Here is a 22,911-nt window from a genome sequence, read left to right on the forward strand (position 1 = left end):
CTCTCCAGGGGCCACTTTTGTGAGCAAATGCCCTGATCAGAAGTATTTGAGCCATCTGATATCGCGACGGCGTGCCTTCAATGCCGCGAACCAGCGCACGGGTAGATACAGGGATAAAGCCAGGAGCACCGCCGTCAGCCACACAGCCCAAATGCTGTCGAAACCGAAAAAATTTCCCTGGTTCAACCCGAACAACGCCACGCTGACCAGATACAGCGCCTTGAGGACGTAAAGGTGGAGCAAGTAGAAGAACATCGGCGCCGCGCCAAAGACTGCCAATGCATTGACCCACTTGCGTTGTTGAGCCTGTTCCAAGGCACGAAGCAGTAACAGGCCAATGCCCGACGTCAGCAAAAGGAACAACAGGGAGGGCGGGTATTTTGTAATGTTGAAGAAGCTCATGAGGGTTTGCGTGATGCCTTCATGAGCGACCCAATGCACCTCGCCATAACCATTGACTGCTCGCAGTGCGACAAACCCGACCAATGTCCCGGCCCCGGCAAGCAGCAGAGTACGTTGACGCTCCGCGGCCAGAACCTGGCCAGCAAACCAGGGGCCGATACTGTATCCAAGGGCGATCACACCGATCCAGGGAAGCACAGGATAAGAGGTGCGCAGACGTAAGCTGTCGCAGACATCGATCCAGCCGCGATCATGCAGAATGGCCCAAGGTATATGCATGGGCGAGCCTGTCGCGAAGTGCAGATTATCCAGCAGATTGTGCCCGGCCACGATCACCAGGCCCAGGCAGCACAGCATGGGCCTGGGTAACCAAACCAGTCCGGCCAGGGCAATCATGCAGATGCCAATGGCCCAAATCACTTGCATGTAGATTGCCGTAGGTGGGAGCTGAAATGTCCAGGCGAAATTCACCAGGGTGAACTCCAGCAGTACCAGCAATAGACCGCGCTTGAACAAAAAGGCTGACACATCGCCCTTGCCCTGGTGCTTTTGGCCATACAGGTAAGCGGAAAGTCCAGTAAGCAGTATGAACACCGGCGCACACAAATGAGCAAGTGTGCGGCTGAAAAACAGCGCCGGCTCAGTGGATTCGATGTCCATGGGGTCTGCTACTTGACGGTGCAAAAAGAACGTTTCGCGCACGTGATCCAGCAGCATAAGGAGGATTACCAATCCCCTCAGGGCATCAATGGACAGCAGGCGTTGGTTCAAGCTTTTGATGGGGGGGATGTGAGTAGAAGTTGTCATCGAATGTCGCAAGCAGGGGGTGGACGGCTCTGCCAGTGGCGACTGACAGTTCATGGTTATATAAGATATAACATAACATGTATGCCTGCCGCGTGTGTATTCGCATGGGGGGCTCGGCGTCATCGGAACTGGAGGAGGGCGGCAGCATAACCATGATCGTTTGCATATCGCCTTCAACGCCGGCGAGGAGGGCGAAAGGGAGTCGCTCGTACCTCGTCGACGTTTCTAGCCAGCTTCTACAACCCAATGAGCGAGTACAGCTGTTTCGGGCCGGTTTCGCAGGTTGGCGGTGCATCGCCGGTGTTGCAGGCGAATTGCCCTTGGCGTCGCACTAGCGACGATAGTAGCGGCGATCGTCCTCATAGCGGTGCCGCATGGCCCGATCATGGTGGCGTTCCCAATAACGTTGGCGTTCTGCTTCGCGGCGGGCCTGCTCTCTGCGCCAGTTATCTCTACGCCAGTCGTCACGGCGCCAATCGTCTCTACGAGAGTGCCAGCGGCCGTCATGCCAGTATCGGTCGTCATGGGCAAGCAACGGCCCTGGCTGCTTGCCGACCATGCTGGCCAAGGTCGGCCAAGGATTGCCGACAGTCTGGGCCGGCACCTGAACGACTGCGACTTCAGGTGCGAAAACAGGGGTTGAGGTCTTCATCTGTGTTGCTGATGCCGAGCCCACTGCCGCGAACGCGAACAGGCCGAAGAGCACCATCCGTGGGTCATGGAATTTCATGAGCGAAGACAACCTCTGGTTGATTTGTGGGGGAGCCTGCGGGTTCGCGTTTACCGAACGGATGTGGCTATCCACATAGACCGATAAATAGAGAAAAGTTCTAGGGGCCACTGCTTAAATAGCTAACGGCGCCAGGGTGCGGCCCCTTTGAGGCTTGCTATCTCGATAACCGTTCCTGGCGGTTTACAGCCTTTAGTGAACGCCAGTAAACGACTGTGGATTCAACTGGTCATGCGTCCAGTAAATCGGGGCGACTCAAATACAACGCGCTGACAGTGGGCTTTCGGTCGAATATCGGCGACGGCGACCGGCAGCGTTCAGTCGATTCTGTTGAAAAAGTGGACTCGGCCAAGTAGGGGGATGATGGCATCCAGGCGTATATTGATAGTGTCGATCCAGATAGTTGAGGCGATAGTAAATCGTCGGTGGTGTGACAGGCGACAACGCTGGGGGAGCTAGATATCCCGAAGCATTTGGAGGTGTTACATGAGCCAGTATCAACGACTCTTTCTGATAGCCGGTCCAGTCATGCGTCACACCCCGGCGTTGGAGCGAGCTGTCGCCATTGCCGAAGCCACTGGCGCAGCGCTGCATATCACGGTGTTTATCGAAGACTCCAACCTCTTGGGTTTGATGAGCGCCGGTGCGCGTTTTCGTGAGGCCTGTCAGCAAGAAAACGAAAAGTGGCTGAAGGATGAGGCCGGTCTAATCCGCGGACGCGGAGTTGCAGTGAGTACCGAAGTGATTGTTACGCGCACCGCGCTGCAAGAAATACTTCGGCATGTGGCAGAAATGCAACCGGATCTGGTTATCAAGGACGTGCAACACGAGTCAGCGCTCAAACGCGTTTTCATTACGCCTCTGGATTGGCACTTGTTGCGCGAATGTCCGGTGGCTGTGCATCTGGTCAGCGAACTCAGGTGTCCACTTCCACGGGTGGTAGTGGCGGCAGTCGATCCGTCACAACCCGAGACCCAGATCACAGGCATCAACGACCGCATCATCCAGGCCGCGACCGGGTTGTCGATGCAATGCAACGCGGAGTTGCATCTTCTGTATGCCTACGATCTATCGCTGACACATATATCCGACGCAGGCGCTGGTGCAGTGACGATGCCAGGCTTCAGCAGCGATGTACGCAAGTCACTGCAAAAGACATTTATCGCATTGGCCGACCACTATGGCGTACCCACTGAGCGGCAACACTTCGTTGCAGGACCGCCTGGCAAAGCGCTGGCCGACTTTGCAGCGCATCACCGGGCCGATGTGATCGTCATGGGAAATGCACATCGCAAGGGACTGGGCAAATGGGTGGGCAGTACGACGGAGCATGTTCTGTATCAAGTGCCCTGCAACATTTTCGCCGTTACGGGTTCTGCGGATCAGTGATTGAGAAGCCGCACTTGGTTGTGGATTCAACCGGTTGAATCCACAACCCACAGCGGCCAGTCACGCCAGGCTATCGTCGGCTAGCAATGGAGGGGCGATTCCAAGCTAATTTAAAGTGCGAGGAAAGGTTGCAGTGAATGTTGTACCGGCGGTGAGAGTAGAAGTTACAGCCACTTCGCCGTAGTGCGCCTTTACGATCTCCCGAACGATGAACAGACCCAACCCGACACTTCTGAGTTCTGCATTGTCATGACTGCCTCGGATCATCGGCTCGAACAAATCCCCAAGCAACACCTCAGGTATCGGGGTGCCAAAATTGTGCACGGTAATAATGACCGCTTGAACTTCAAAGCTTGTAGAAACGGTGACTTCGCTATCGGCGGCGCCGTAGGCGACTGCATTGGCGACCAGGTTGCCGATGAGCTGATAGAGCCGATCACTGTCTGCAGAAAAATCACCTTGCCCATACCGCAGATGGGTCAACTTATGCCCGGGAAAGGCCAGGCTCAACTCGTCCAGGCAATCGGCCACCAGTTCGTGTAAATCGACGGGTTTGGGCAGGACTGAGATACCTCGTCCGACCTGAGTCAAGGTGAAATCCAGCAGATCGGCCACCAGGCGCTGCGCACGCTCAGCCGAATGGGTGATGTGGCCAAGTATCTGGACCTGTTTGGCATCCATTTCCCTGCGGCCCAGCAGTTCCGCCGCCAGTTTTATGGCCGACAACGGGTTGCGCAGGTCATGACTGACAATCCCGATAAGCTGCTCGGCGAACAGAGCCCTGTCCTCAGCCGCAGCGTACGTGATACGCAACTTGTCCTGGGTCATATCCAGTACGCGTTGGTCCTTGAGGTGTTTCGCCAAATGCCTTTCGGCAAGCATTCGGGCATTGAGCAGGTCGCGCTCGTACCTTTGGCTATCCGCGGCTTTGAACAGCGTCATTTCATGAAATATGCCAGCAGAATGCTCACAGCTGATGGCGCTGAGCATCATTGGAATGGAATGTCCGTTGTAGTGAACGAGATCGAACTTCACCTCAGCCACTACGCCCTGTATCTGCATGAGGGGGGCCCAGTACATCTTGTGGAACGTCCTTCCCTCGAGGCTCATCAAGTCCTGGATGTGACGACCGAGCAGCTCGTCTCGCCGGTAGCCTAACCAGCGGCAGAACGTCAGGTTGACCTGTACGATCTCGCCATTTTCTGAGGTAAGCAGTAAGCCGCAGTCAGCTTCGTCGAAGAGAACGTCAGAACTGGGCAGCGACTCGTCATCTGCGGGCATTTGTATTCACTGACCAATAGGGCCGATATCTGAAAAATTATAGACACGACTCGCGCAAGGCCCCCCAAAATTTACCCCTTTCGCAGTGAATGGTCTCGACGTTCGGGGGGATACACCCGCTGTGAATTAGCGTTTATGGCCGATTGCTACCTGTCACGAAGGCCGATCGGCTGAGGGGCGATGCTCCAATGGGTCAGGTTGAAGTTTTTGCTCAACGCACGCTTTGGTCCTGATACTCATTTTTTGAACTCGGGCTGAAAGCACTCATCTAACATAAACGTGGGAATATTTCCCGCGCAACGTTACTGACTGGCTTTGAAGGATCGTGCGGAAACCGCAGTTGCTCGTTAATGCTGCAGATTTATGACCGTGCCGGTTGGCTGGCCGCTCCAATGGGCGGCCGGGAACTCACTGGACATTGCGTTCGATACGGAGATGACGACGCAACTCCAAGCGGAGGTTGCAACATGCAGCTCAAAAAATGTTTATTGGCTCTGGCAATTGGCGCAGTCCTGTCGGCATCGACTGTCCTGGTGCCCGATTACATCGGTAGTTTCTCCAGCGCGTATGCCAAAGATGGCGGCAGCGGCAGCGGCAGCGGCAGCGGCGGAGGCGGTGGCGGCTCCGGTGGCGGCGGTCATGGTGGTGACGGCGGTGGCGGCCATGGTGGCGGCAGCGGCGGTGGCGGCAGCGGTGGCTCCGGTAGTGGAGGCTCCGGAGGCGGCGGTCACGGTGGTGACGGCGGTGGCGACCACGGAGAGGGTGGCGATCATGGTGCTGCAGGCCATGACGGTGATGGTCATGGAGGCCCGGGGCGCAGCGACGCTGACCATGGTGGTGTTGCCGGGAACAAAGGCCCGGGCAAAGCACATGACAATGACAACGATGCCGCAGATGCAACCCGGGACGCTGCCAAAAACGACGCAGATACAGCCCGGGATGCGGCAAAAGCTACTGCAAATGCAACCAGAGACGCCGCCAGAGCTGAGGCGGATGCAGCCAGAGACGCCGCAAAAGCTGCTGGCGTAGCCGGCGCAGATGCAACCAGAGATGCTGCCAGGGCCGCTGCAGATGCAGCCAGGGACGCCGCCAAGGCAGACGCAGATGCAGCCAGAGATGCTGCCAAAGCTGCTGCAGATGCAGCCAGGGACGCAGCCAAAGTTGACGCGAAAGCAGCCAGAGAGGCTGCCAAAGTTGAGGCGAAAGATGCCCGAGACGATGTGGCTGACGCACCAGACGCCCCGGACGCCCCGGACGCTCCGGATTTCGACGCGGTTGAGGTACACAACTAGGCCTGCACGTTCCGCAATGAACACGGCTGGCCTGGCCGTAGAAAACGTCCCGGGAGCTTGAGGGGCGTATCACCAATGAGTCGCAAGCCCCGAAGCGTAGTGGGGTTTGCGACTTTTTTTCGAAATCTGTCGCACAGTCCGAAACACTGACACGGGGTATCGGTGCCGACGCTTTCAGCGACTTCGAGACGATGGTCAAGGCATAGGTTGGAGGCTGGTTTTGAAGGTAGTGACCACACGGTTACGGCCTTCGTGTTTAGCGTGATACAGGCGTTGATCGGCTGTACGCAGAATTGCCTCGATGGTGTCGCCATCGCGACCGGATTGCGATACGCCGATGCTCACTGTGACCACGGTTGACCGCTGCTGGCCATGAAAAGAACTATTTGCAACGGTGCTTCGCAGACGCTCAGCGATTTCGTGCGCGCCTTCAAGTGAAGTCTGAGGTAGCAGTATCATGAATTCCTCCCCGCCCACTCGGGCTACACCGTCATACGGGCGGATCGAATCGAGGCATTTCTCCACGAAACTCTTCAGGATGTCATCGCCAACCTGATGCCCGAAGCGATCGTTGATGGACTTGAAATTATCCAGATCGAGTGCCAACACGGAGAACGGCGCACCGCCGCGTTTGGTCCGGCCAATTTCGACTTCGACCCGCTCCATGAACCGACGACGATTATCAGCGCCTGTCAGTGGATCGGTCGCCGCAAGGTGCCCGAGTTCTTGATTGGTGCGCTGGAGTTCCTGCAGGGCGCTCTCGGCATACGCCATCGCTTCGGCAAGACGCACCATCAATTCCTCTTGGCTGTAAATCTTCGAAAACGACCGCGTGGTGAGGAACGCTTGCACTACCCCATAGCTCAACATGAAGAATCCGCCGGCGAAGATCGCGTGAGCGAGCCACCACATATGGTTCCACGGACGTGCAAGGATGAAGGCAAGAGATGACAGCGCGAACGCGGTGACCGAGATGATAAAAATGGTCATCAGCGGCGAACGGATACGGCGCAGCAGGAGTATTGTCACGGTCAATGTGGAAAGAACGAGGGCACCACCTTCCATCGATAGGCGCACCGCGAGATTGCTGGCGATCGGCGAATTCGCGACGTACGCCACTGCCACGTCGACCAGCAGGAACAGTCCTATCCAGGTCAACCACGGGCGGGCCTTCATTCGTTGGTCCGCGGCAACAGGTGGGCGGTGGTACGACAGCAGTCCGACTAACAGCAGAATCGACATGACCAGGCGAGAGGCCGGTCCATAAAGCAGGAAGAGCCAGATATTGTGGTGTGCTTGCCCGGTGAACGCGCCATGCAATGCATAGATCAGTACAAAGCCGAGAAAACCAAGCGTCATCCATCGCAGCAGCGGATCTCCCGATGACTGATAGCAGCGCCACGTTACGTACGTAACAAACGAGCCGGCCAGGGTGGCTGTCGTGATCGCAACTATATGGAACAGGTGATTCTCGAATGTAAGCGTGGGGTCCTGAAAAAAGTACAAGTACCCAATCAGATAGGCCGGAACAAACGCAAATCCTGCGAGCAGCAAGTAGGCGTAAACCCTGACCATGAGGCGAACGGCTTCAGGTGACTCGTCGGTGGCGATGAGATTGTTCATGGTTCCCTCCAGTTTTAAATCAATTCAGAGTTCTTTCAGGAAGCCCAACAGCAGCTCATTGACCTCTGTCGCGCGCTCTTGCTGTATCCAGTGGCCGGCACCTTCGAGGATATGACACCCGCGCAGTCCCGGCAGTGTCTGCGCGAAGGCTTCGATCTGCCGCGGGGAACTCGGAAACTTCAGCACGCCGTCGCGGCTCCCGGCAATGAACATCGACGGCTGCCGGATAATGCAACCGCGCCAAGGTGCCAGAAGAGCCCATGAGCGCGTCATGTTGCGGTACCAGTTCAAGCCGCCGCGAAATCCGCTGCGGGTGAATTCGCGGGTGTAATAGGCAATGTCCTCAAGGCTTAGCCAGACTGGCAGGGTTTCGGGCTCGACCATCGCGCCCAGGAAGCCCTGGCCCGGCTGCAGCTGGCCGAACACCGGCCAATCGGGTCCGTCACCCGAGCCACTGAAGTAGATGCGCCGGATCGACGACTCGACGTCCCTTTCCAACTCGGCCTCGGCCACACCCGGCGTCTGGAAATACTGGATGTAGAAGTCGCTGATACCCCGCGAGGCAAGCGCGCTGAGGAGCTCCACGCGCGTCGGTGGCGAGAAGGGAACGCTCATGCCGACCACCGCACGGAACAGATCGGGTCGCATCAATGCTGCGCCCCAGGCTACCTGCGCGCCCCAGTCATGGCCGACGATCACGGCTTGCTGTTCGCCGAGTGCGTTGACCAACTCGACCATGTCGCCTACCAGGTGGAGCGTGGTGTAGGCGTCGGGTTCGGCCGGCGCATCTGTGCCGCCATAGCCGCGCATGTCGGGCGCTACCGCTCTGTAGCCGGCGGCCGCCAGCGCAGCAAGCTGGTTGCGCCACGAGTACCCCAGCTCCGGGAATCCGTGGCATAGCAAGACCAAGGGACCGGAGCCCTGGATGGCGACCTGCATGCGGATGCCATTGATGTCGAGCAGTTCGAGGTGTGGCTCGTTCATGTGCGCTTCCTGCGATTCAAGCGATGACCTCCAGCAAACGCGGCAGATTCGTCAGAGCCTGTTGCCTGCTGACAGAGAGCCGACGCAGCTGTGCCAGTTTCTCGGTGTCGGTTTCTTGCAAGCCCCTGACCACCGCCGTCATGAAGTACAAACGCGACTGCCTGATCCAGCGGGACAGACCTTCATGTTCTCCCCAGCGTAGCTGGTTACCCAGGTAGACGGCCCAGATTCTGATCCAGTCCGTGGGGACGTGAGGCGGGGGGACCATTGTGCAAAACGCGTTCATTTGCGCTTGATCGTCCAGGTGGCTTTCCACATAAGCGATCAAGGCCGCGCTGAACAAGGGTTGGCAGCTGCTTACCATCACCAGGTTGATCTTGCCGCCGTCGAACACCTGCATTTCAGGGAGTGTCGGGATGGCGCTGGCGCTGCAATCGATGTGCAGAGCATTTGGGCTCGTGGCGATGCTGCCCTGCTCGAGCACGATGCGCGTTGGCTCGATAACGCTCACTCTCCCCAGGCGCACAATGTTGTCGATGCGTCGAAGCTCGCGTAATTCCGCTTGAGTGACGGTGGCGCAGCGATAAGCAGTGGGTTCGACGGACGTATCCAGGCGCAACAGCTGGCCCGCCGCCTCAAGCCTGGAGAACAGGTCCGGGATCGAGTCCGCGGCTGCGATAGCCTCGAGCTGTGCCGTGAGGCCGCCGATTGTTCGTTCGAAGCTGTCGAGGCCGGGTTGCAAGTTGGCCCGGTCGATCAACCACGGATCGTTCGGCATGATCCAGCAGATTTTTTCGGGCGCAACACCGTTTTGCAGGCACCACAGGCAGGCGTCGATCCCGGTCTTGCCCGATCCCACCACTACGTAGCCAGTGTGCGGGTGCCGGATCTTCGGCAGGTCGTTGAGTGGCACGCATTGCACGCCGGGCTCCACCTTGTATCTGGGCGGGTGGGTCGAGGGCACCGCCGTCTGGGCATGGGTGGCGTCCACCACCTTTTTGTGCACCCGAACCTGATGGCTTACGCCGCTGATCAGCGAGGTAAACCGGTGGTCGTCAATGCGGTCGCCGGTGTAGTCGCACATGGGGAAGTAACGGACCCGACCTGACGGCAGAAACTGCTGATTCATCACCTGGTCGAAGTAGCTCATCACCTCGGCGCCGGAGGCCAGCTCATACAAGCCCTCGTTCAGTGCCGTTGTGTCTTTCGTTGCGCTGCCCAGTTCCCGTGAGTTGACGCCATAGAAGGCCGAGGGCTGGTGCAATCGGACAAAGGGGTAGGCATCATTCCAGTGCCCTCCAGGTCGACCGTGCCGATCCACCATCACGATACGTGCATTCGTTTCCTTGAGTAGCGTATCGACGAAGGCCATGGCCGTCGCGCCAGCCCCGATGATCAGATAGTCGGTTTCGATCGGATTTGCGTCCATATGGTTGCACCTTCCTGACGGTTGCCCCCCTCAACCTCCGTAGATTAGCCACCCATGCCGCGCGCAATAGAACGAATGCTCCTCACCCACATAACCAATGGAATTAATGGCTGCAGCCTGAATGTCCATACTCAAGCCGGCATGCGCGAAGAAAAACTACGCGGCCTGGATTTCAGTTAACCGGTGGTCATGACATTGCCGAACAGATGGCAACTGGCGTAATCAGGCAAGGTCGGATCGCCGCACGCTACCGTGCTGGCGCTATTCGTCCACGCTGACGCCCGATCCCCCTAATTCGCTGGGGACATCCTTCAGCTTGGGCAACCCGTCTTTGATGCGCAGCCTGGCCTCCTGATAGTGCACGTGAACTCCTGGCGAATACGCGAGATCCGGGATGACAGCGGCATACACGTCGATGAGCCCCATCCCTGGGTGTTCGGTGAAGAGGTGCCCGCCGCAACTCTTGCACCATTTGCGATAACTCTGCGGTGTCTTGTTGTAGGTGCCGATGTTGTCAGCCCCCCGAGTTACTTGCACCGCCTCGGGTTTCCACAGCGTGAAGGCATTGACCGGCGCTGCTGACCAATGTCGACACGACTCGCAATGGCAATAGCCCATTGCGGCCGGCTCTCCGCTGACGGTGAACTCGACTGCGCCGCAAAAACAACTGCCTTTGTAAGACCTTTGAATGCTCATGGAATGACTCCTTCATCAGTTATTACACATACCGTCGAAGTTGGGATGGATCGCCTTAGCGTTGGTTAGCGTCACTCGTCGATGAGGCGCACCGCTGTCGCCGGCGTGCGTCGCACCTGCAGTTCGAAAATGTCAGGGCGCGCATAGTGCCCGGTGACGTCGAGCGTCCGTCGCGCTGGCGCCACGAGTGAGGTGTCGATGTCCGCATACAGAATGCCTGCCTCACGGTGTAATGGACCGGCTGTGATCCGGCCTTGAGGGTTGACCACCACCGAGTCGCCATCGTTGATCCACTCTAGCGGATCGGGAAACAGTTGCATGCGAGCCGGGAAATCATCGGGAATGTCGCTGCCACGCAACGAGGTGCCACTGCCGATCACCCAGCATCGACCTTCCAGTGCAATGTGACGCATCGTGCTGATCCAGCCATCGCCGGTGTCGTACGTGGGGGCGACATAGATTTCCACTCCCTGGGCATACAATGAATAGCGCGCCAGGGGCATGTAGTTTTCCCAGCAGATGAGCGCACCAATGCGGCCGACGGGTGTATCGACCGTACGCAACCCTGACGCATCACCGAAACCATGGACCATGCGCTCGGGGTTCGTTGGCATCAGCTTGCGATGCCGGTTGAGCACTTCACCGTTCGAACCGATAACGACTACGCTGTTGTAGAGCGTGCCGCCTCCATTGCGCCGCTCGCATTCATTGATGCCGCACACGATTGTCACGGCATGAGTGCTGGCGGCCTCGCACAATTCGTTCAGGTCACCGTTCGCGATATCAACGGCGTTGGCCAGCAGACGCGTGTGTAACTGGCCCATTAAAGCCCCGTCTTTTCCCGCCGCCAGCCGCCAGATCCACGACGGGTAACCTGGAATGAACGATTCGGGTAAAACAACCAACGAGGCTCCAGCCGCCGCAGCCTCAGCGACCGATTGCACGGCTCGGGCGATCGTCGCGCTGCGATCGAGCAGCACTGGCGGCCGCTGAATGATGGCTATCTTGGTCATGGCGTTCTCCTGATACGGTGGCTTTGGCAGGTTTCAGCGTGCGCGTGGCGATACCGCGAGGCTAGTTCAGAATCTGAAGCGTTGTATTTGCGGAGTACGGGCGATGGATGAAAGCTACGGTCAGTTCTGTACGGTCGCGCGCGGTGCTGAAGCACTGTGCGAGCGCTGGACGCCTTTGGTCGTGCGCGAGCTGCTGTGCGGCAGTAAACGCTTCAATGAACTGCACCGCGGCGTACCACGTATGTCCACCAGCTTGCTGGCACAGCGGCTGCGCCACCTGGAAGATATCGGTGTCGTACATCGCACGGCCACGGGCAAAGTCTGGGAGTACAGCCTGACCGAGGCAGGCGAGGAACTGCGCCCCATCATCATGGCGCTAGGGCATTGGGGCGCGCGTTGGATAGGTAGTCGCCTTCGCGATAACGAACTCGACGCGGGCCTGCTCATGTGGGACGTGCGCCGGTTCGCGCGCATCGAGATGTTCCCGTCCCGGGCGGTGGTCATTCACTTCAGGTTCCGCGACGCGCGGTCCGGCGAGCAAGAGTGGTGGCTCGTAGTCGAACATGGTGTGGCAGATCTGTGCCGCGACGACCCCGGACGCGAACTCACACTCGTCGTGGACTCTAGCGTGCGCGCGTTGACCGAGGTGTGGACTGGCGACCGCACACCAAGGGAGGTTCTTCAGTCGCGAGAGCTGCGTGTGGACGGCGCTGTGCAGGATGCGGAAAACCTGTGGCGCTGGCTTGGCACGAGTGCGTTCGCCGGTACCCGGAGCGCTGCAATCCAGCCTTTGCAATAGCCATCGAGAAAAGTAAGCGTTCGACCGTTGGCTCTCGTCGTGGCTTGGCAATGATCACGAAAAAATAATGACAAATATATCAATATTGAAATTTGTCTCAATATTGCATACCTTGAGCCTGCCTGACGATGAGACCTGCGCGCCTCACGACTTCAATCACAACAAGGGCTCAATATGAACAACAACAAGAAAGTTTCCGAATTGCCTCCCTCCGCCGTCGACGTGCTGGTCGTCGGAAACGGTCCGGTAGGTGCAACAATCGCGGCGCTGCTGGGCCGCTATGGGGTAACGACCCTGGTACTGGACAAGACACACGAGGTCGTACTGATGCCTCGTGCCATTGCTCTGGACAACGAGGCGTTGCGCATCCTGCAACTCGCTGGTTTGTCGGAAGACGCTTTCGAGAAGATCGTTATCCCTGAAGTGAGGATGCACTCCCCGGTACTCGGGCAATTCGGTCGAGCCAATACTGAGGGGGCCATCGACGGCCATCCGAAACTCGTGACGTTCTATCAACCGGACCTGGAACACGCGATGCGCGGCCAGGTTTCCCGGTTGAAGTCAGTGACCAGTCTTGGTGGCTTCGAGCTTGAGAGTCTGGTCGAGGAGTCGGATTGCGTCGTCGCCTCCGTACGGGATCAAAATGGTCAAGCGCATTCCGTTCGCGCCCAGTATCTGGTCGGTGCGGATGGCGCAAGCTCCAGGGTCAGAGCACTGATTGGCCAGGAGTTCGAAGGGCAGACCTATGCCGAGGATTGGCTGATTGTCGATGTCATGAACCGGCATAAGTCAGCGATTGATCACATTGAGTTTCTCTGTGATCCACGGCGCCCGACGCCGCACATGCCCGCTCCCGGCGGAAGGGAGCGTTGGGAGTTCATGCTACACCCAGGCGAATCCCGGGAAGAGTTGGAAAGCCCGGAAAGCATAGCCCGGCTGATCGCGCCATGGATCAACCCGCAAGAGTTGCAAGTCGAACGCAAGGCGGTGTATCGATTCCACGCGCGCTGCTGCAACAAATTCAGCAAGGGACGCATCTTCCTCGCCGGCGACGCAGCGCACATCACCCCGCCTTTTGTCGGGCAAGGCCTGGTTGCGGGACTTCGAGATGGCGCCAACCTTGCCTGGAAGCTGGCCTGGGTCCTTCGCGGCCATGCCGCGCCTGCAATACTGGAAACCTATGATGTAGAGCGCCGGCCCCATGCTCAGGCGATGATCAATCTGGCCAAACTCATGGGCCGCATGGTGATGCCCAAGAACAAGGTCGCCGCTTTCTTTGTCCACGGCCTGATGCGCATGCTGGCGTTGACTCCCGCTACCAGGAGGTACTTCGAACAGTTGGACATCAAGCCGAAGAATACCTTCAAACATGGCTTGTTCGTGCAGCATCGCCGGGGCGACAAGCTGGTGCGTGGCAGCCTGTTTCCCCAGGCCTGGACTCGCAACATGCAAAAGCAGATCAAACTGAGCGACGATGCTCTTGGAGACAACCTGACCTTGGTTGGACTGGGTGTTGACCCGTTGTCACTGCTAACCACTGATCAGATCGTTTCCTGGGAAAAAATGGGAGGCCACTTCCTGGAAGTCAGAACACGCGGCCAACGCTCCGGCGGCAGTTGTGACTTCATCGAAGACATGAACCATGAAATCCTGTCGTTGGCCCCTAAAGGAACGCTCGTCGCGGTTCGTCCCGACCGTATCATCATGCACCACGCCCCTGGCGCAGAGGCAGACGTCCTGCTTCGTGACTGCCGGGGCCTGCTGGCTAGCGAAGACGCCACTGCTGATAGCGTTTGCGTTACCATCAATGAGCCCACTAGATTACGAGCTTGATAATGCATTCCCCCATTCTTCCTTTAGAAGCGACTGCGCCACAACCTCTCACGCGGGGTCACAAGAAGCGCGAGCGCACCCGTCGCGGCCTGGTGGACGCGGCATTGCGTCTTGTCGCACGTAAGGAAGTGGGGGAGATCGCGCTGCTTGAGGTAGCCGCGGAAGCGGCGGTATCCAACGGCACCATCTACAACTATTTTCGAACTCGCGACGAAGTTCTGGAGGCGGTGGGCATCGCCATGGCCGCGGAGTTTTCTGACGCCATTTCCGCCATGAGCAGGGACGTGCACTGCGGCGCACAGCGGCTTTCAATCGGCGTGCGCATGTTTGTGTGCCGGGCCGCGGCCGACCACCAGTGGGCGAATGCGTTGCTGCGCATCATCCATTTCGACCAGGCAATGCGCTCGCGTTTGGCGGCCCATGTACTTGGCGATCTGCGTGAGGGGCTGCGTGCGGGCATTTTTGCTTACGTGGACGAAGGGGTCGCCCTGGACATCGTCTTATCCTGCACAACCGGAGCAATGCGCTCAGTTGTCGAGGGACGTGCAGTGGAGGCGCATGATCTGCGGGTCGCCGAAATGATTCTCCAGGCTCTGGGGGTAACGCCTGCCAGAGCCAGGAGAATCGCCGGAAAGCCGCTACCGGCCTGATCCTCTACCTGGCTTGATCAATCCATTGCCGATAGCTCTTCGCCTGGCGACGAGCTTTCAGTTGATTGCCGATCAATGCCATGAGTGGCGAAGTCCCGGGGTTTGTCCGTTTCCCTTGACTCAGCAAGCCGAGCTGCTTCTTGATCACCGATGCCACTGCCAGCGATGCCAGCGTCTTGTTCTTCCAGCGGACGACGATGGGCTCCACCTTGATGTCCCGGCCTGCCATCCACTGCCTCGGCAGGGCAGGCTCGATCGCTAATGCAGTGGCCAGTCCGACCATCGACACTGAGCCGCTCACCACTCGCTCCGCCACCTCCTTTCTGCGCACGCCGCCGGTGACCATCAACGGCATGCGCGCTATTTCTCCTATTTTCTCCGCGAACTCGAGAAAGTAGGCTTCTCGAGCCAGGCTGCTGCCATCGCGGGTCTGCCCCTGCATGGCCGGGCTTTCGTAGCTGCCACCCGACAACTCGACCAGGTCGACCGCCTTGGCGTTAAGCATTTCCACCACACGAGCCGCATCCTCGGCGTCAAAACCGCCGCGCTGAAAGTCTGCGGAATTGAGCTTCACGGCGACGCAAAAGATCGGTGCCACCCGCTGACGTATTGCGTCGATGGTTTTCAATAGAATTTGCGCGCGGTTTTCCAGACTGCCGCCCCAGCGGTCGTCGCGCCGATTGGTCAAGGGTGAAAGGAATTGGCTGAACAGGTAGCCATGCGCGGCATGAATCTCCACGCCGGTGAATCCGGCACGCTCGGCCAGCACCGCCGCTTGGGTATAGCGCCCGATCAGCTCTTCGATTTCCTGCTCGTCCAAGGCCCTGGGCGGCACAAACGCTTTAGAAAGTCCGGGGATATCGACCGCCACTGCGGAGGGGCCCCTTGCCGGTTGCCCCATTGAAGCCAATAGCTGCCGTCCGGGATGATTGATTTGCATCCAGGCCTGAGCCCCACGGCTGCGGCAAGCATCGGCCCATAGCTTGAATTTGCCCAGGTTCCGATCATCCTCAAGCACCACGCCAGCGGGGCCGGTCAAGGCATGACGGTCAACCATCACGTTGCCGGTGATGATCAGACCGGCACCACCTTCCGCCCAACTTTGATAGAGCTTGACCAGCGCTTCCCCTGGAGCGTGATCCTCATTGGCAAGGTTCTCCTCCATGGCAGCCTTGGCAATTCGGTTTGGAATCACCGTGCCGTTAGGCAATCGAAGCGGTTTGAAGAGATTTGAGCCGGTCATGTTGTGTCCTGGTTTTCATCGATGGGCAGAGCCAGGTGCTTGCCGAGAAGACGAGCCTGAGCCATGACATAATTGAACACGCGTGTTCAGTTGTGTCAATGTGCTGCTCTTTTATTGAGCCGGCGACATCGATAATGGCCTCAAGATTATTAGGTTGCAGGCCGGTTTTCAGGCAGATAATCCAGCATGAAAAAAAATAGTGTTGACGTAAAATGAACACGAGTGTTCAATCGTTCCATGAGGTAATCCTGGAGAGAGAACCGTGGAATCCCTGAATCCAACACAGCGACGCATCCATCAAGCCGCCTTTCGCCTGTTCGCCGAGAGAGGCACCTCACAGGTGAACATCCTCGACCTCGCGCAAGAGGCGGGTGTGGCGCGCGGAACGGTCTATAGCAACATCGACAGCATGGAAAGCCTGTTCGAGGCGGTTGCCAGCCATCTCGCGAGGGAGATGCATGAGCGCGTCAACAAGAGCTTCGATTCCCTCTCGGACCCGGCTCATCGCCTTGCCAATGGCATTCGATTCTTCATTCGCCGAGCGCACGAAGACTCCCAGTGGGGCGCATTCATCCATAAATTCGCCATGAGCAATGCCTCGTTGCGCGAAATGTTCAGCAGCCAAGCGACCAAGGATCTTCTGAGCGGGCTTGGCACTGGGCGCTACACGTTTGCGCAGGAGCAATTGCTCTCAGTACTGACGCTGATATCGAGCAGTGTGCTCGGCTCGATTTTCCTGGTACTGGAAGGTCACAGAACGTGGCGCGAGTCGGGCTCTGATACCGCCGAACTGGTACTGCGGGCATTGGGTGTGCCGTCAGAGGAGGCTCGTGCGTTGGCGACCAAAGAGTTGCCGGCACTTCCAACTCTCGACTGAGCTCCTAACTGACTTAATTGGCTAAACCCCTGGATTTTCAGGGGTTCGGGACAGCTTTGCCCTAAAAAACCGGAAAACAACAATGAACAACAAAATCGAATTGCACCGGTTGGCGACACAACAACCTGCCCGGCATCCGCAGCCGACGGTAAAAGCCCAGGATCTGACTCACCTGATTTTCCAGCGGCCGGACTTGAATGAGGCGGCGCGTTTCCTGACCGACTTCGGCCTGACGGTAAGTCGGCAGGACGCCGATACGCTCTATCTACGTGCCACCGACGCCACTGCATATTGTTACCGTGTCCAACGTGCTGAACATGCACGTTTTATCGGGTTCGGACTTGCCGTGCAGTCCCTGGAAGAACTGGAAAAGCTCACTCGAATCCCGGGTGCGTCTTCGGTCGAGAAATCGGAACATCCCGGTAACGGGTATTGCGTCAGGCTGACGGATCCGTCCGGTTTCATTGTGGAAGCCGTCTGCGACCAGATGCCAGGCAAGACGCTGGCACATAGAGCTCCTTTGCACTGGAATCTGGCGCACGAGCAGCCACGAATCAACGCCACGCAACGCCCGCCGATTGCTCCCCCTGAAGTCCTCAAGCTTGGCCACATCGTCATTGAAGTGGCTGAGTATCAAGCGACCTGTGCCTGGTATACGCAGCATTTCGGGTTTATTCCCAGCGATGTGCAGGTACTCCCCGACGGCACGCCTATCGTCGCTTTCATGCGCCTTGATCTCGGTGACATTCCCGCGGATCACCATACGCTCGCGATTGCGCAAGGGTTCATGGCCACCTACAGCCATAGCGCCTATGAAGTCGTCGATGCAGATGCCATTGGTATGGGGCAGCGCGTCTTGCGCGAGCGCGGTTGGGCGCACTCATGGGGTATCGGCCGGCACATTCTGGGCAGTCAGATCTTCGATTACTGGCAAGACCCTTGGGGTGACAAGCACGAGCATTACTGCGACGGGGATATTTTCACGGCCACTCGGCCGACGGGCATTCACCCGGTGAGCCCCGAGGCAATGGCGCAGTGGGGGCAGCGCATGCCCAAGAGTTTTACCAAACCCAAGATGAGCCTGGCCAATCTGATTCTGCTGATCCGCAATCTGCGACGCAGCCCGGACCTGACCATTCGAAAGTTGGTAACACTCATGCGGATGTTCGGGTAGAGCTGCCGCCATGTCGGACAACTCCACCCGGTTTGGCCGGCGGGACCTGCTTAAAGCCGGCGCTTTGATTGCTGGCAGTGCGTGGGTCTGCACCGTTGCCAGCCCCGTTTCAGAACAACACCACAGTTCCCGCGCCACCGAACGCGGGACAAACGCCGCTCCAGGAGTACCTTCAATGTCTGCTGTACACGTAGTCCGCTTTGAATTTCAGAACGGTATCCACTGGGGCGTGCTTCGCCAGGGCCGTATCACAGTCATCCCCGGTGTTTTTGAAACCACCGGTGACTTCATTCGCCAGAACAGTATCGACGACCTCGCGCAACTCAAAGGTACGGAGCTTGCGGAGGGCGAAGTAAAACTGCTGTCGCCGGTGACCCGTAACCAGCAGTTCCTCTGCCAGGGTGCCAACTATCGTCAGCACATGATCGAGTCGGGCATGGACCCGGATGCGAAGAAATTCAACATGATCTTCACCAAGGCGACGAGTTGCCTGGTGGCGGCTGACAGCGACCTGATCAAGCCGCGCCACGTGCGCTTCCTTGACTACGAGATCGAACTGGGCCTTGTGATGAAGCGCTCGGTCAACGGCGCTGTTGCTGTCACCGACGCCAATCTGCATGAGTTCATTGCAGGCGTCGTCATTGTCAATGACTACTCGGCGCGTGACATTCAGATTCCCCAGATGCAGTTCTACAAGGGCAAGAGCTACCGCACTTTCGGCCCGGTCGGCCCGTACCTCTGTCTGCTGGATGCCAAGGACATGCATTACCTCAAGGCACTGCAGCTGAAGCTGACGGTCAACGACCAGGTGCGACAGAACGACAGCACGGCCAACCTGGTTTACGGCCCCGCTGAAACCCTGACCGAACTCTGCGCCCTGCAAGATCTCGCCGCTGGAGATCTGATTGCCACCGGTACGCCTGCCGGCTGCGCTCTAACGATCCCTTCGCCTGGCAAAATGCGCATTGCAGCCCTTTTGCCAGAGGCCACCAAGTGGAAACTTTTCCTCAAGGCGCAAGAGGGCCGGACGCAGTACCTCAAGGCCGGTGACGTGGTTGAGGCGCGCATTCGCAGCGCCGATGGTGTGATCGACCTCGGTGTGCAACGCAACCGAGTCGTGGGGGAAGTCTGATGGTGGTGCAGACCCTGAGCGACATCGAACATCTCGAACGAGTCCCCTTGTCGGAGCGTGGCCTGGCTTGCAGCACTTATGAAGCGCTGCGTCAGGCGGCCGAGCGCACCCCCCAGGCGCCGGCGCTGAGCTTCTTCGCCGATGCCGCCGATTTCAAGCGCACCTGCGAGTGGAACTACTCCCGGCTCTTTGCGGATATCACCCGCGCGGCAAATGCCTTCGATGACCTTGGCATAAAGCCGGGCGAGGTGATTGCCTTTGTTTTGCCCAATCTGCCGGAAACCCATTTCACGATATGGGGCGGGGAGGCGGCGGGGATCGTCATGGCGATCAATCCTCTGCTCGAGGCCACGCAGATGGCTGGCTTGTTGAATGCCGCGAAGGCATCCGTGGTGGTGACACTCGCGCCGACTCCAGGCAGCGATCTGTGGCCAAAACTGGCTTCGCAGCTGGATCAGTTACCCGGGATCAGGTCTGTCGTTTGGGTCAGCATGGAGCCCTATGTCGACGAACCCGTGCGTGGGGTCCTGAAAGCCGTGGCACTGAAGGAACGAGACTTACACAGCGATATTGCGATCCACGATTGGCAATCGCTGATGAATGCTCAGCCGCACACCCACCTCAAGAGCGGTCGGCAAATCCGCCAGGACGAGTGCTGCTCCTACATCTGTACGGGCGGCACCACCGGGCTTCCCAAGATCGCCGCGCGTACCCACGGCTCGGAAGTCTTCAACGCATGGGCTATCGCCGCTCACATGCAGCCACGCAGTGGTGTCCAGGTCATGTTCTGTGGCCTGCCGCTATTTCATGTCAATGGCCAGCTGGTGACTGGACTGATGCCTTGGATGCAAGGCGACCATGTGATCCTCGGCACGCCTCAGGGGTATCGTGGCGAGGGCGTGATCCCACGATTCTGGGAGATGGTCGAGCACTTCGGTATCAACCTCTTTTCCGGCGTGCCAACTGTCTATGCAGCACTTTTGCAAAATGAATGGCAGGGCCGGGATCTGTCCAGTCTTCGCTATGCAATCTGTGGCGCCGCACCCATGCCGGCTGAGCTTTTCCGGGAGTTCGAGCGCCGTACCGGGCTAAAGATTCTTGAAGGTTACGGCCTCACCGAGGGCGCCTGCGTTTCCTCGATCAATCCGCCCCATGGCGAGCGCCATATCGGCTCCATCGGGATACGGATCGCCTACCAGAATATGCGCGCGGTCTTGCTCAATGATTCTGGAGAGTACCTGCGCGACGCCAGCGTGGATGAGATCGGCCTCATCACGATCAGCGGTCCGAACCTGTTCAATGGCTATCTGGAGGAGCGTCATAACCAGGGCCTTTGGATCGATATCGACGGCCAGCGCTGGTTGAATACGGGCGATTTGGGTCGCCAGGATGCGCAGGGTTACTTCTGGCTGACCGGCCGCAAGAAGGAGTTGATCATCCGTGGCGGCCACAACATCGATCCCAAGCAGATCGAGGAGGCTCTGCAGGCGCATCCCGCCGTCGCCCTGGCCGCTGCAATCGGCAGCCCCGATGCCTACTCGGGCGAGGTGCCGGTCGCCTACGTTCAACTGCGCCCGGGCCAAGTTTGCAAAGCCGAAGAGCTTGAGGCGTTCGCTCATTTGAACATCAGCGAGCGGGCAGCCGTTCCCAAGCGCATTGAAATCCTCGATGCATTGCCACTGACTGCCGTGGGCAAGATATTCAAGCCCGCTTTGCAGCAGCGGGAGATTGCCAAAGTAGTCCTGCAGGAAGTGGAACGCCTGGGGCTTTCGGATATTGCTGTCGAGGTCGTGCAGGACAATCGTCGCGGGCAAGTTGCCTGCGTCAAGGCCGGAACTGGTCAGGAAGTCCTGGCTCCGCTCCTGGGCCGTTACAGCTTTCAAGTTGAGTGGGTTAATTGAGTTTCTGATTCGCATCGGTAGTACAGCAATGATGCCCTAGTGCTGTTCAGCCAGGGCCTTTTACACAACGTCGATCAACTCCAACCGGCACTGGGAAGTGCACAGGACGGCGAAGCCTTGCCTGCGTGTAATCAACAAAAACAATAAACAAGAGGTGGAAAATGCAGCTGAACAACCGTGCGATCCCGTGTCTCTGCGCTCAGCGAAAATGTGCTGTATGGATTAAATTCACCAGTGCCATGGCACTCCTCAGCGCCTCTACAATGGCAGGCGCCAATGGCATTGGCCTTAACGAACAAAGTGCCAGCAGTGCGGGGACTGCGTATGCGGGAAGGTCGTCATCCGCGCTGGACGCCAGCACCATCTTTGGAAATCCTGCAGGCTTGACCAAGTTGAAGCGTAGTGAGATTTCCGGCGGCGCCGGGATCATCTCGGCGAGCGACGACATCAGTGATGCGCAGAGCAGTGCCTCTGGAACGAACAAGGGGGACTCGGTACCTTTGGGGGGCGTGCCCTTCGCCTATATGTCGACGCCGCTTGACGATCGTTTTTCGATTGGTTTGGGTCTCTATGCCCCGAGTGGTCTGATCAATGATTATGAGGGCTCTTTTCAGGGGCGCTACCATGGTTCCTATAGCACGACCAAGGAAATAACCCTGCAGCCGACCATTGCCTATCGGATCAATGATTACGTGTCCATTGGTGGTGGACCGACCATAAACCATTTCAGTGCAAAGCTTCAGAATTACCTGGCTACCGGCGCCCTGAACAACGGCGAGGACACACTGGTCACCATCAAAGGCGATGACACGGCCATTGGCTACAACATCGGCCTCATGGTTGACTTGAGTGAGGCAACTACCTGGGGGATTACCTATCACTCGAAGGTGAAGTATGAACTCGAAGGGCATACCGAGGTTTCCGGCTCCCCGAGCGTTATCCCGCTGGACGGAAAGTATGACAACAAGATCGATATCACGATGCCCGAATCCGTGGACACGTCCATCACCCATCATTTCGATAGTCGCTGGACGGGATACCTGGGAGCCACCTGGACACGTTGGAGCCGGATCCAGAAGGTCGAGGCAGTCAACAGCGGTCTTACCCCGCTAGGCCAGGCGGCTGGCCTGGGACGTGTCACCGAAGAAATGAACTGGCGCGACACTTGGGCCGCCGCAGTTGGCGCATCCTATCAATTGAACCAACAATGGCTGTTGCGTGCAGGCTACGCCTATGACCCGTCGCCCATTAGAAATGCCGATCGCAGCGTGCGTGTTCCGGTTGGGAATCGCCAGGCCGTGACCTTGGGTGGCGCTTATTCGCCGAATGCCGATCTGACGATAGACTTTGCTTATGGTTATCTCTGGGATTCCAAAGTCTCGGTAAAGCAGTCGAACAACTCCGGTCTTCAACCTGAATACAGCGCCAACTACGAAAACAGTGCGAATGGCATTTCAGTGCAGGCAACCTATCGGTACTGAGGTAAGCGCGAGATCTATCGAGGGGAGACGCGCCAGGGGATGGGCTTCCAGTTCGCCGAATGGCGCGGCGAAGTGCTGTTGCTGCAGGGGGCTAGCAGGCTGCAGTGCTCAGGCAGTCTGCATCAGGCTGCGCAATTGGAGAATCGCCTGCGCAATCGGGGAGGTTGGCAGGCAG

20 protein-coding genes are annotated in these 22,911 nt (G+C 58.2%); 10 read left to right on the forward strand and 10 right to left on the reverse strand.

The window, feature by feature from the left end; all coding sequences use genetic code 11:
- Positions 1-36: 36 nt before the first annotated feature.
- Positions 37-1,209, reverse strand: a complete 1,173-nt coding sequence (locus KGB29_RS06230) for a DUF1624 domain-containing protein (RefSeq protein WP_150814439.1) — start codon at positions 1,207-1,209, stop codon at positions 37-39.
- A 331-nt stretch (positions 1,210-1,540) separates the two neighbouring features.
- Positions 1,541-1,939 carry a hypothetical protein gene (locus KGB29_RS06235; protein WP_150814440.1) on the reverse strand — a complete coding sequence of 133 codons (399 nt, stop codon included), beginning with the start codon at positions 1,937-1,939 and terminating at the stop codon, positions 1,541-1,543.
- Between the two features lie 486 nt (positions 1,940-2,425).
- Between KGB29_RS06235 and KGB29_RS06240 the strand changes: the two genes are divergently transcribed.
- A complete protein-coding gene (locus tag KGB29_RS06240; protein WP_150814441.1) occupies positions 2,426-3,328 on the forward strand; it encodes a universal stress protein in 903 nt (300 codons plus the stop codon).
- Positions 3,329-3,433: 105 nt separating this feature from the next.
- Here KGB29_RS06240 and KGB29_RS06245 read toward each other — a convergent pair whose 3' ends face one another.
- Together KGB29_RS06245 and KGB29_RS06250 are read right to left on the reverse strand one after the other, a co-directional pair.
- A complete protein-coding gene (locus KGB29_RS06245) occupies positions 3,434-4,609 on the reverse strand; it encodes a PAS domain-containing sensor histidine kinase (protein WP_150814442.1) in 1,176 nt (391 codons plus the stop codon).
- A 485-nt stretch (positions 4,610-5,094) separates the two neighbouring features.
- On the reverse strand, positions 5,095-5,397 hold the full coding sequence (locus tag KGB29_RS06250; RefSeq protein ID WP_223616257.1) for a hypothetical protein: 303 nt from the start codon (positions 5,395-5,397) through the stop codon (positions 5,095-5,097).
- On the opposite strand from KGB29_RS06250, the gene KGB29_RS06255 reads away from it, so the two are divergent.
- Positions 5,381-5,638 (forward strand): hypothetical protein, encoded by a 258-nt coding sequence (locus KGB29_RS06255; protein WP_218543897.1) that lies wholly within the window; start codon positions 5,381-5,383, stop codon positions 5,636-5,638. The two genes, KGB29_RS06250 and KGB29_RS06255, sit on opposite strands and share 17 nt — an antisense overlap.
- Positions 5,639-6,096: 458 nt before the next feature.
- Here KGB29_RS06255 and KGB29_RS06260 read toward each other — a convergent pair whose 3' ends face one another.
- The 5 genes from KGB29_RS06260 to KGB29_RS06280 all read right to left on the reverse strand — a co-directional run bounded on the left by KGB29_RS06260 (position 6,097) and on the right by KGB29_RS06280 (position 11,646).
- Entirely contained in the window at positions 6,097-7,524 is a 1,428-nt protein-coding gene (locus KGB29_RS06260; RefSeq protein ID WP_150813918.1) for a GGDEF domain-containing protein, read from the reverse strand.
- Between the two features lie 24 nt (positions 7,525-7,548).
- The gene (locus KGB29_RS06265) at positions 7,549-8,508 is read right to left on the reverse strand and encodes an alpha/beta fold hydrolase (protein ID WP_150813919.1); all 960 of its coding nucleotides are present in this window, start codon (positions 8,506-8,508) and stop codon (positions 7,549-7,551) included.
- Between the two features lie 16 nt (positions 8,509-8,524).
- Entirely contained in the window at positions 8,525-9,937 is a 1,413-nt protein-coding gene (locus KGB29_RS06270; RefSeq protein ID WP_150813920.1) for an NAD(P)-binding protein, read from the reverse strand.
- Positions 9,938-10,198: 261 nt separating this feature from the next.
- Positions 10,199-10,633, reverse strand: coding sequence for a GFA family protein (locus tag KGB29_RS06275; protein ID WP_150813921.1), 435 nt, complete (start codon positions 10,631-10,633; stop codon positions 10,199-10,201).
- Positions 10,634-10,704: 71 nt separating this feature from the next.
- The gene (locus tag KGB29_RS06280; protein ID WP_150813922.1) at positions 10,705-11,646 is read right to left on the reverse strand and encodes a carbon-nitrogen hydrolase family protein; all 942 of its coding nucleotides are present in this window, start codon (positions 11,644-11,646) and stop codon (positions 10,705-10,707) included.
- Between the two features lie 103 nt (positions 11,647-11,749).
- On the opposite strand from KGB29_RS06280, the gene KGB29_RS06285 reads away from it, so the two are divergent.
- The 3 genes from KGB29_RS06285 to KGB29_RS06295 all read left to right on the forward strand — a co-directional run bounded on the left by KGB29_RS06285 (position 11,750) and on the right by KGB29_RS06295 (position 14,928).
- The gene (locus KGB29_RS06285; protein WP_090456076.1) at positions 11,750-12,445 is read left to right on the forward strand and encodes a winged helix-turn-helix transcriptional regulator; all 696 of its coding nucleotides are present in this window, start codon (positions 11,750-11,752) and stop codon (positions 12,443-12,445) included.
- A gap of 174 nt (positions 12,446-12,619) precedes the next feature.
- Positions 12,620-14,278, forward strand: coding sequence for a bifunctional 3-(3-hydroxy-phenyl)propionate/3-hydroxycinnamic acid hydroxylase (locus KGB29_RS06290; protein ID WP_223507907.1), 1,659 nt, complete (start codon positions 12,620-12,622; stop codon positions 14,276-14,278).
- Between the two features lie 2 nt (positions 14,279-14,280).
- Entirely contained in the window at positions 14,281-14,928 is a 648-nt protein-coding gene (locus KGB29_RS06295) for a TetR/AcrR family transcriptional regulator (protein ID WP_150813924.1), read from the forward strand.
- A 4-nt stretch (positions 14,929-14,932) separates the two neighbouring features.
- Here the strand turns inward: KGB29_RS06295 and KGB29_RS06300 are convergent, their stop codons facing one another.
- Positions 14,933-16,171 carry an NADH:flavin oxidoreductase/NADH oxidase family protein gene (locus KGB29_RS06300; protein WP_150813925.1) on the reverse strand — a complete coding sequence of 413 codons (1,239 nt, stop codon included), beginning with the start codon at positions 16,169-16,171 and terminating at the stop codon, positions 14,933-14,935.
- Between the two features lie 262 nt (positions 16,172-16,433).
- On the opposite strand from KGB29_RS06300, the gene KGB29_RS06305 reads away from it, so the two are divergent.
- The 5 genes from KGB29_RS06305 to KGB29_RS06325 all read left to right on the forward strand — a co-directional run bounded on the left by KGB29_RS06305 (position 16,434) and on the right by KGB29_RS06325 (position 22,736).
- Positions 16,434-17,048, forward strand: coding sequence for a TetR/AcrR family transcriptional regulator (locus tag KGB29_RS06305; protein WP_150813926.1), 615 nt, complete (start codon positions 16,434-16,436; stop codon positions 17,046-17,048).
- A gap of 82 nt (positions 17,049-17,130) precedes the next feature.
- Positions 17,131-18,222: a VOC family protein gene (locus tag KGB29_RS06310; RefSeq protein ID WP_150813927.1), complete on the forward strand. Its 1,092-nt coding sequence runs from the start codon at positions 17,131-17,133 to the stop codon at positions 18,220-18,222.
- A 175-nt stretch (positions 18,223-18,397) separates the two neighbouring features.
- Entirely contained in the window at positions 18,398-19,354 is a 957-nt protein-coding gene (locus tag KGB29_RS06315) for a fumarylacetoacetate hydrolase family protein (RefSeq protein ID WP_150813928.1), read from the forward strand.
- Positions 19,354-21,255 carry an acyl-CoA synthetase gene (locus tag KGB29_RS06320; RefSeq protein ID WP_150813929.1) on the forward strand — a complete coding sequence of 634 codons (1,902 nt, stop codon included), beginning with the start codon at positions 19,354-19,356 and terminating at the stop codon, positions 21,253-21,255. Before KGB29_RS06315 ends, KGB29_RS06320 begins: the two co-directional genes overlap by 1 nt.
- A gap of 161 nt (positions 21,256-21,416) precedes the next feature.
- Positions 21,417-22,736: an outer membrane protein transport protein gene (locus KGB29_RS06325; protein WP_150813930.1), complete on the forward strand. Its 1,320-nt coding sequence runs from the start codon at positions 21,417-21,419 to the stop codon at positions 22,734-22,736.
- Positions 22,737-22,911: the final 175 nt, after the last annotated feature.

It is taken from the genome of Pseudomonas sp. BF-B-30 (genome assembly GCF_019956305.1).
Lineage (GTDB): Bacteria > Pseudomonadota > Gammaproteobacteria > Pseudomonadales > Pseudomonadaceae > Aquipseudomonas > Aquipseudomonas jessenii.